Source organism: Amaricoccus sp., from assembly GCF_017993425.1.
In the GTDB taxonomy this organism is placed as follows: domain Bacteria; phylum Pseudomonadota; class Alphaproteobacteria; order Rhodobacterales; family Rhodobacteraceae; genus Amaricoccus.
This window is the reverse complement of sequence record NZ_JAGOMQ010000041.1, coordinates 26,562-32,789: the sequence shown is the minus strand read 5'-3', so window position 1 is coordinate 32,789 and position 6,228 is coordinate 26,562. Positions and strand designations below refer to the sequence as shown.

Sequence of the window (6,228 nt, the reverse complement as noted above, 5' to 3'; positions counted from 1 at the left end):
TCTGGCCGGTGAAGAAGCGGCCGAAGTTGTTGCCGGCCTCGATCACCGCGCGATAGCCGGCGATGTTGGCCATCGACGACAGCGCGTCCATCTTCTGCGCCCGGCTGATGCGCGGGACCATGTCCATGGCGAGCGCGGTCACGTCCTTGACCCGGAGCGCCTCGAGCAGCTCGCCGTTCTGCGCGGGGTAGAGGAACGAGATGACGATCTGGCCCGGCTTCGCCCGCTCGATCTCGCTCGCCTCGGGCGGGCGGATCTTCGCCACGACGTCCGAGAGCGCCCAGAGATCGGCCGCGGTCGGGACCACGGTCACGCCGGCGTCGCGGTAGGCGTCGTCGGAGAAGCGCGCGGCCTCGCCGGCCCCCGCCTCGATCAGGCAGTCGTAGCCGAGCTTCTTGAGGGCCAGGGCGGATTGCGGGGTCATCGCCACCCGCTTCTCGCCGTCGAAGATTTCCCGTGGCGCGCCGATTTTCACTGCCGTTCGCTCCTCCCGCTGGGCCGCACGGCGGCTGGGAGGCCGTGTGGACGCCCGGCCTTGTAGCAAACTGAGTTAACGAGTCAATTTGTTGCGCGCCGCGGCAGGACCATCGGCGTCAGCAAGATCGGCACCTGGTAGAGCGCCACGAAGAGCGCGAAGCGCGGGTCGTGCGGCAGCGCCGCGGCGTAGATCGCGATGGTCCTGTTGCCGAAGAGCAAGCCGTAGGCCCCCGCCCGCTCCGGCGTCATGCGCCCGGCCAGCCCGGCGCGGACGGCGAGGTTGACGCCGAGGTTGACGGAAACCGCGACGGCGAGCAGCCCGGCGGCGAGCCGCGGCTCGGCGCGGACGAGGTCCGGAACCCCGGCGAAGAGCGGCAGGACCATGGCGATCAGCGCCAGCGTCGCGAGCCCGTCGAGCACGCGGGGATTGCGGGCCGCCGCCTCCGGCCCGGCGAGCCCGCGGATCGCCGCCGCGAGCGCCACGCCGCCGGCGATCATCAGCGCGAGGTGGCGCCCCAGCGTCGCCGGCGACAGCGGCGTGCCGCCCGGCAGCAGCGCCTCGACGGTCAGCGGGCCGAGGAGGGGCGTCAGCAGGGTGGCGGCGATCGTCACCTCGATCGCGCGGCGCGCGTCGAGCCCGAGGATGAAGCAGAGCCCGCCGGCCGAGGCGATCGGCGGCGCCGCGGCGAGGTAGATCAGCGCCTCGGTGAGGTCGGGCCCGAGCCCGAGCGCGCCGGCGAGGGCGGCATAGGCGAGCGCCGAGGCGGGCATCAGCGCCAGCGTGACGCCGAGGAGGCCGAACGCGGCGCGCGGCCGCAGCGCGGCGCGCGCCGTGGCGGCGAGCTCGATCCGCGCCATGGCGAGGCCGAGCACCAGCACGACGTTGAGCGGCAGGAACGGCCGCAGCGCCGCCGAGAGGCCGGGCGCGACGAAGCAGAGCGCCGCGGCGAGCGCGAGCAGCGGCCGGGCGTTCGCCCCGACCCAGGCGAGCGCCGCGGCCACGCGCGCTCAGCTGCCGCGATAGGTCGAGTAGCTGAACGGCGAGAGCAGCAGCGGCACGTGGTAATGCGCCGTCGCGTCGGCGACGCCGAAGCGGATCGGCACCACGTCGAGGAAGCGCGGGCCGTCCGACGGCCCCAGCGCGCCGTCGAGATAGGCGCCGGCATGGAAGACGAACTCGTAGACCCCGGGCTCCAGCTCGCCCTTGGGGATCGGCGGCGCGTCGGTCCGGCCGTCGTCGTTGGTGACGAGCCGGCGCACCAGCCGCCGGCTGTCGCCGTCGAGCCGGAACACCTCGATCGCGAGCCCCTCCGCCGGGCAGCCGCGCGCGGCGTCGAGAACGTGGGTGGTGACGTAGCCTTCGGCCATGCGCTTCTCTCCCCTGTCGAGCGCCCCCTTGTCGCCGCCTCCGGCCGCGCGCGCCAGCCCGTCCCGCCGGAAAGCTGCTTCAATCCGGTTTTGAAAGCCGCACGGCCCGCCCGGGGCGAATCCCGCGCCTCCGGGCACACTGGGAAGCCTCAAGATGCTTCAAGGAGAATTTGAAAGCCTCCCGGGCTCGCTTGCACTAGGCTTGCGCAAAAGAGATGGACGGAGGCCGCCGGTGCGACGCTACCCGAGGAACATGCAAGGCTATGGCGGCAAGCCCCCGGCGGCGGACTGGCCGGGGGGCGCGCGCGTCGCCGTGCAGTTCGTGCTGAACTACGAGGAGGGCGGCGAGAACTGCGTGCTGCACGGCGACGCGGCCTCCGAGGCGTTCCTCTCCGAGATCACGGGCGCCCAGCCCTGGCCGGGGATGCGGCACTGGAACATGGAGTCGATCTACGAATACGGCGCCCGCGCCGGGTTCTGGCGGCTGCACGAGATGTTCACCTCGCGCGACATCCCGGTCACCATCTACGGCGTCGCCACCGCGCTCGCCCGCTCGCCGGCGCAGGTCACGGCGATGCAGGAGGCGGGCTGGGAGATCGCGTCGCACGGCCTGAAATGGGTCGAGCACCGCGACATGCCCCGCGAGGAGGAGGCCGCCCAGATCGCCGAGGCGATCCGCCTCCACACCGAGGTCACCGGCGAGCCGCCGCGCGGCTGGTACACCGGCCGCTGCTCGGTCAACACCGTCGACCTCGTCACCGAGACGGGAGCCTTCGACTACGTCTCCGACACCTACGACGACGACCTGCCCTACTGGCGCGAGCACGCCGGCCGGCAGCAGCTCATCATCCCCTACACCCTCGACGCGAACGACATGCGCTTCGCGATCGCCGCGGGCTTCACCCACGGCGAGGAGTTCTACCAGTACCTCAAGGACGCCTTCGACACCCTCTACGCCGAGGGCGAGGCGGGCTCGCCGAAGATGATGTCGATCGGCCTCCACTGCCGCCTGATCGGCCGCCCCGGCCGCGCCGCGGCGCTGGCCCGCTTCCTCGACTACGCCCGCGGCCATGACAGGGTCTGGTTCCCCACCCGCCTCGCCATCGCTCAGCACTGGGCGGAGCGGCACCCGGCGCCGGCGGCGGCCGAACGGCCCTCGACGATGGCGAAGGATGCCTTCGTCGCGAAGTTCGGCGGCGTGTTCGAGCATTCTCCCTGGATCGCCGAGCGCGCCTGGGAGAGCGAGCTCGGGCCCGCGCACGACACCGCCGGCGGCGTCCACAACGCGCTGGCGCGGGTCTTCCGCTCCGCCTCGGAGAGCGAGCGGCTCGGCGTGCTGACCGCCCACCCCGACCTCGCCGGCAAGCTCGCCGCCGCCAAGCGCCTGACGCCCGAGTCGACCGCCGAGCAGGCGGGCGCCGGCCTCGACGCGCTGACCGACGACGAGCGCGCCACCTTCACCCGCCTGAATGACGCCTATGTCGCGAAGTTCGGCTTCCCCTTCATCATCGCCGTGCGCGGCCTGACCAAGGACGACATCCTCGCCGCCTTCCAGCGGCGGATCGACAACAGCCGCGACGAGGAGTTCGCCACCGCCTGCCGGCAGGTGGAGCGGATCGCGCTCCTGCGCCTGCGCGACATGCTGCCCGCATGACCCGGCTCTGGATCCGCGACCCGCTCGCCATCCTCGCGCCCGGGGCGGAGGGCGGCGTGGTCGTCGAGGGCGGCCGCATCGTCGAGCTGGTGGCGGCCGGCAAGCAGCCGGCGACCCCGGCGCAGGTCTTCGACGCCAGCCGCCACGTGGTGCTGCCGGGGCTCGTCAACACCCACCACCACTTCTACCAGACGTTGACCCGCGCCCACCCGGACGCGATCAACAAGGAGCTGTTCCCCTGGCTCCAGTCGCTCTACCCGGTCTGGGCGCGCCTGACGCCCGACGCGCTGCGCCTCGCCACCCGCTGCGCGCTGACCGAGCTGATGCTCTCCGGGGTCACCTGCTCCTCCGACCACCAGTACGTCTTCCCCACGGGCCTCGAGGACGCGCTCGACATCCAGGCCGAGGAGGCGCTGGCGCTCGGGGTGCGCATGACGCTCAACCGCGGCTCGATGAACCTCAGCGTCAAGGACGGCGGCCTGCCGCCGGACAGCGTGGTGCAGGACGCCGACGCCATCCTCGCCGACTGCGAGCGGGTGGTGGCGAAGTACCACGACCCCTCCGAGGGCGCGATGCTCCAGGTCGCCCTCGCCCCCTGCTCGCCCTTCTCGGTGACGCGCGAGCTGATGGCCGGCACGGCCGAGATCGCCAACCGCTGCGGCTGCGGCCTGCACACCCACCTCGCCGAGACCCGCGACGAGGAGGATTTCTGCCTCCAGACCTTCGGCCTGCGCCCGCTCGACTACCTCGAGTCGGTCGGCTGGATGGGTCCGCGGACCTGGCTCGCCCACGGCATCCACTTCGACGACGGCGAGGTGGCGCGGCTCGGCGCGGCCGGGATCGGCGTCTCGCACTGCCCGACCTCGAACATGGTGCTCGCCTCCGGCCAGTGCCGCACCCGCGAGCTGGAGGCGGCGGGCGTCAAGGTCGGGCTCGGCGTGGACGGCTCCGCCTCCAACGACAGCTCGAACCTGATGGAGGGGGTGCGCCACGCGCTGATGCTCAGCCGGCTCACCTACGACGCGACCGTCAGCCACCATGACGTGTTCCGCTGGGCGACCAGCGGCTCCGCCGCCTGCCTCGGGCGCACCGACATCGGCGAGATCGCCGTGGGCAGGCAGGCCGACCTCGCGCTCTTCGATCTCGACGAGCTGCGGTTCTCCGGCGCGGGCGACCCGCTCGCCGCGCTGGTCCTGTGCGGGGCCCACCGGGCCGACCGCGTGATGATCGCCGGACGCTGGACCGTCGAGGACGGCCAGCCGGTCGGCGTCGACCTCGCCCGCCTGCGCGCCGAGCACGGCGCGGCGGCGCGGCGGTTCCTGGAGGAGGCATGATGAACACGCAAGATCGCCGGCCGCAGGCCGCTCCGGCTCCGTATTACGCTCCGCACGGAGGCCTGCCCGACCAGGCCACGCTCCACACCGGGCGGGCGGTGTTCACCGAGGCCTACGCGGTGATCCCCAAGGGCGTCTTCTCCGACATCGTGACGAGCCCCCTGCCGTTCTGGGACGCCACCCGCGCCTGGATCATCGCGCGTCCGCTCTCGGGCTTCGCCGAGACCTTCTCGCAATACGTGATGGAGGTGGGCCCCGGCGGCGGCAGCGACCGGCCGGAGCCCGACCCGGAGGCCGAGGGCGCGCTCTTCGTCGTCGAGGGCGAGGTGGAGCTGACGCTCGACGGCGCGGCGCACCGGATGGCGCCCGGGGGCTTCGCCTACATCCCGCCCGGCCGGCCGTGGACGCTCCGGAACCCCGGCGAGGCGCCGGCGCGCTTCCACTGGATCCGCAAGGCCTACGAGGCGGTCGAGGGCCTGCCCGCCCCCGACCCGCTGGTCACCGACGAGACGACGATCGCGCCGGCGGCGATGCCGGGCACCGAGGGCCGCTGGGCCACGACGCGCTTCGTCGACCCGGCCGACCTCCGCCACGACATGCACGTGACCGTCGTCACCTTCGAGCCCGGCGGCGTGATCCCCTTCGAGGAGACGCACGTGATGGAGCACGGGCTCTACGTGCTCGAGGGCAAGGCGGTCTACCGGCTCAACCGCGACTGGGTCGAGGTCGAGGCCGGCGACTTCATGTGGCTGCGCGCCTTCTGCCCGCAGGCCTGCTACGCCGGCGGGCCGGGGCGCTTCCGCTACCTGCTCTACAAGGACGTCAACCGCCACGCCCGGCTGCGCGGCGTCGGGGGGTTCGGGCGGTGAGCGAGGTGATCGACCGCACCCTGCGGCTGGAGACGCTGACGGCGGAGGCCTTCGCGCCGTTCGGCGACGTGATCGACGCCGCCGGTCCCGGCAGCTTCGACTTCAACCGCGGCATGGCGCGCCGCCACCACGACCTCGCCCGGACCGAGGTCACCGGCGACGGCCGGGTCGGCGTCTCGATCGGCCGCTCGCAGCCCTACGTGCTGCCGCTGACCCTCGACATGGTGGAGCGCCACCCGCTCGGCAGCCAGGCCTTCGTGCCGCTGGGGCCGGATCCCTTCGTGGTGGTCGTCGCCCCCGACGAGGGCGGCCGTCCGGGGCGGCCGCGCGCCTTCCTGACCGCGCCCGGGCAGGGGGTGAACTACCTCCGCAACGTCTGGCACGGGGTGCTGACCCCGCTCGACCGGCCGGCGGACTTCCTGATCGTCGACCGGATCGGGACGGGGAACAACCTCGAGGAGCACTTCTTCGACGAGCCCTGGACGGTGGCCTGACGGGCGGCCTGACCGGCGCGGGGCCGGGAGCC

6 protein-coding genes and 1 pseudogene are annotated in these 6,228 nt (G+C 73.1%); 4 read left to right on the top strand and 3 right to left on the bottom strand.

Features of this window, described 5'->3' with window-relative positions:
* From KBB57_RS16485 to uraH, 3 genes and pseudogenes are all read right to left on the bottom strand, one after another.
* Nucleotides 1–475, bottom strand: a pseudogene (locus KBB57_RS16485) (NAD(P)(+) transhydrogenase (Re/Si-specific) subunit alpha); the annotation flags it as partial.
* A gap of 83 nt (nucleotides 476–558) precedes the next feature.
* A complete protein-coding gene (locus KBB57_RS16480) occupies nucleotides 559–1,479 on the bottom strand; it encodes a hypothetical protein (RefSeq protein WP_290752486.1) in 921 nt (306 codons plus the stop codon).
* A 6-nt stretch (nucleotides 1,480–1,485) separates the two neighbouring features.
* A complete protein-coding gene (gene uraH / locus KBB57_RS16475) occupies nucleotides 1,486–1,845 on the bottom strand; it encodes a hydroxyisourate hydrolase (protein ID WP_290752483.1) in 360 nt (119 codons plus the stop codon).
* 232 nt (nucleotides 1,846–2,077) lie between these two features.
* Between uraH and puuE the strand changes: the two genes are divergently transcribed.
* Genes puuE through KBB57_RS16455 form a run of 4 tightly spaced genes read left to right on the top strand, consistent with a single transcriptional unit; the run spans nucleotide 2,078 to nucleotide 6,196 of the window.
* Entirely contained in the window at nucleotides 2,078–3,499 is a 1,422-nt protein-coding gene (puuE, locus tag KBB57_RS16470) for an allantoinase PuuE (RefSeq protein WP_290752480.1), read from the top strand.
* Nucleotides 3,496–4,833: an 8-oxoguanine deaminase gene (locus KBB57_RS16465; protein ID WP_290752477.1), complete on the top strand. Its 1,338-nt coding sequence runs from the start codon at nucleotides 3,496–3,498 to the stop codon at nucleotides 4,831–4,833. The genes puuE and KBB57_RS16465 overlap by 4 nt, the downstream gene beginning before the upstream one ends.
* Nucleotides 4,833–5,702: a bifunctional allantoicase/(S)-ureidoglycine aminohydrolase gene (locus tag KBB57_RS16460; RefSeq protein ID WP_290752475.1), complete on the top strand. Its 870-nt coding sequence runs from the start codon at nucleotides 4,833–4,835 to the stop codon at nucleotides 5,700–5,702. Before KBB57_RS16465 ends, KBB57_RS16460 begins: the two co-directional genes overlap by 1 nt.
* Nucleotides 5,699–6,196 carry an ureidoglycolate lyase gene (locus tag KBB57_RS16455; RefSeq protein WP_290752473.1) on the top strand — a complete coding sequence of 166 codons (498 nt, stop codon included), beginning with the start codon at nucleotides 5,699–5,701 and terminating at the stop codon, nucleotides 6,194–6,196. Before KBB57_RS16460 ends, KBB57_RS16455 begins: the two co-directional genes overlap by 4 nt.
* The last annotated feature ends 32 nt before the right edge of the window (nucleotides 6,197–6,228 follow it).

What these genes read in the sequence shown, in the direction of transcription:
- uraH (WP_290752483.1), bottom strand. Translation starts at nt 1,845, where the DNA reads ATGGCCGAAGGCTACGTCACCACCCACGTTCTCGACGCCGCGCGCGGC.
- KBB57_RS16465 (WP_290752477.1), top strand. Translation starts at nt 3,496, where the DNA reads ATGACCCGGCTCTGGATCCGCGACCCGCTCGCCATCCTCGCGCCCGGG.
- KBB57_RS16460 (WP_290752475.1), top strand. Translation starts at nt 4,833, where the DNA reads ATGAACACGCAAGATCGCCGGCCGCAGGCCGCTCCGGCTCCGTATTAC.